Here is a 1644-nt window from a genome sequence, read left to right on the forward strand (position 1 = left end):
CGGCGAGTGAGTCCGCCACCGGTCAGTTCCAGGTCATCGTGAGCGCGCGTTCGAAGTTCTCGTAGCCCGCGCGGGCGAAGGCACGGGCCATCGGGACGTTCCCCAGGTCGGTGGCGGCCCGGATGCGCGGCACATCGTTCGCGGCGAGCACGCGGGTGCCCTCGGCGAGGATCTCGTCGATGAACCCCTGGCCGCGGTGCGCGGGCAGCACGCCGATGTAGGCGATGATCGGGTTGTAGTTGTTGCGGGCCGGGATGACGAAGCCGACCGGCTCGCCGTCGAGTTCCGCGATCGTCCACCACTCGCGCGGGCTCTTGAAGCCGAGGAACTCCTCCTCGTACATCATCGTCGCCGACTCGCGCGCGGTCATGGTGGCCATCTCCGCGACGCTGTGGGCGTCAAGGGTGTTCTCCAAGACCAGGGTCATCAGGTCGATCAGTGCCCCACGGTCGCCCGCTGGACGGAACTTCAGCCTGCCGGTCGGTTCCGGGATCGGTGTGCCGGGCAGCCACTGCAGCCGCAGCCGCTCCACGAACAGCCGCGCGCCGGTGCGTTCCAGCACGGCCGTCCGCCCCTCGACCACGCGCCGGGCCTGCTCGTCGGCACGCCAGTCCGGTGGGACGAAGCGGCTGTACTCGGGCGGTGTGGTGCCTTCGGGCAGCACTGCCGTCATCGCCGTGGTGAGGAGCCTGTGTCCGATGTCGGTGCGCTCCGGGTCGTCGAGGGTGTCGTCGAGGTCGAAGAAGTCCAGCACCTGCGGGCTGTCGCCGGTGTTCCACCAGGAGAGGCGGGCGAGAACGCGGTCGCCGCTGAGCGCCACCCACATCCACTCGGGCCTGCGCCTGCCGGACGCGAGATCGTCGGCGACCTCGTGGTCGAGCGTGTAGGACAGGCTGAGGAAGAGGTCGAGGTCGCCCGCGTCGGCGAGCGGGCGGATGGTCAGGTCGTGCGAGATCAACATTCCCCCAAAAGTGTGGTTGTGCCCGCTCAGTGTCGCTTTCGCATGGCGGCGGGCACCACCGAGATCAGCAGCGCCGCCGGGATGACGAAGCCCGCGACCGGATCGGCCTGGTAGATCGGGGTGAACGCAGGCGGGGCCGCGGCGCCGCCGAAGAAGCGGAACGCCAGCACCACCGACAACGCCCCGGCCCGGTTCGGCCCTTCACCGGACAGGATCAGCGTGTTGAGCCCGACCTGCACGAACTGGGTCGTCATCCCCGCCAGCGCCCACACCGCCGCCACCGCCGGAATCCACGGCACGACGCCGACCAGGACCACTGGGACCGCGCCCGCCACGGCGCCGAGGATGACAGCCCGGCGCGGCCCCAACCGGTCGATCGACCGCCCCACGGCGTGTGCGGTGAGCAGCCCGAACACGCCGAACCCGGTCAGCAGCGCGCCACGCTGGGCGGCGCCCAATCCGAACTCGTCGACCGCCCGGAGCGCCACCATGAACGCCATCCCGCCCAGGCAGGCCCATCCCACGAACGCCACCACGGCGGGCCGCAGCACGTCCGAGCGCCACACGGACCGCAGCCGGTGCGACTCCCCGGACGGCCCCCGCAGCGACGCGGGCAACCCCGCCGCCGCCAACAGCGCCGCCGTCGCCCCGACCGCGACGAACGCCCACGCCCAGTCCACCTC

At 71.5% G+C, this 1644-nt stretch carries 2 protein-coding genes; both read right to left on the reverse strand.

Annotation, left to right across the window (positions count from 1 at the left end):
- Nucleotides 1-22: 22 nt before the first annotated feature.
- Complete coding sequence (locus ACRDSQ_RS02085; protein ID WP_431418255.1) at nucleotides 23-961, reverse strand: GNAT family N-acetyltransferase; 939 nt, start codon at nucleotides 959-961, stop codon at nucleotides 23-25.
- 26 nt (nucleotides 962-987) lie between these two features.
- The coding region (locus tag ACRDSQ_RS02090; protein ID WP_431418257.1) for an MFS transporter at nucleotides 988-1644 on the reverse strand (657 nt) is incomplete at its 5' end.

Source organism: Actinokineospora sp., from assembly GCF_050699995.1.
Taxonomy (GTDB): domain Bacteria; phylum Actinomycetota; class Actinomycetes; order Mycobacteriales; family Pseudonocardiaceae; genus Actinokineospora.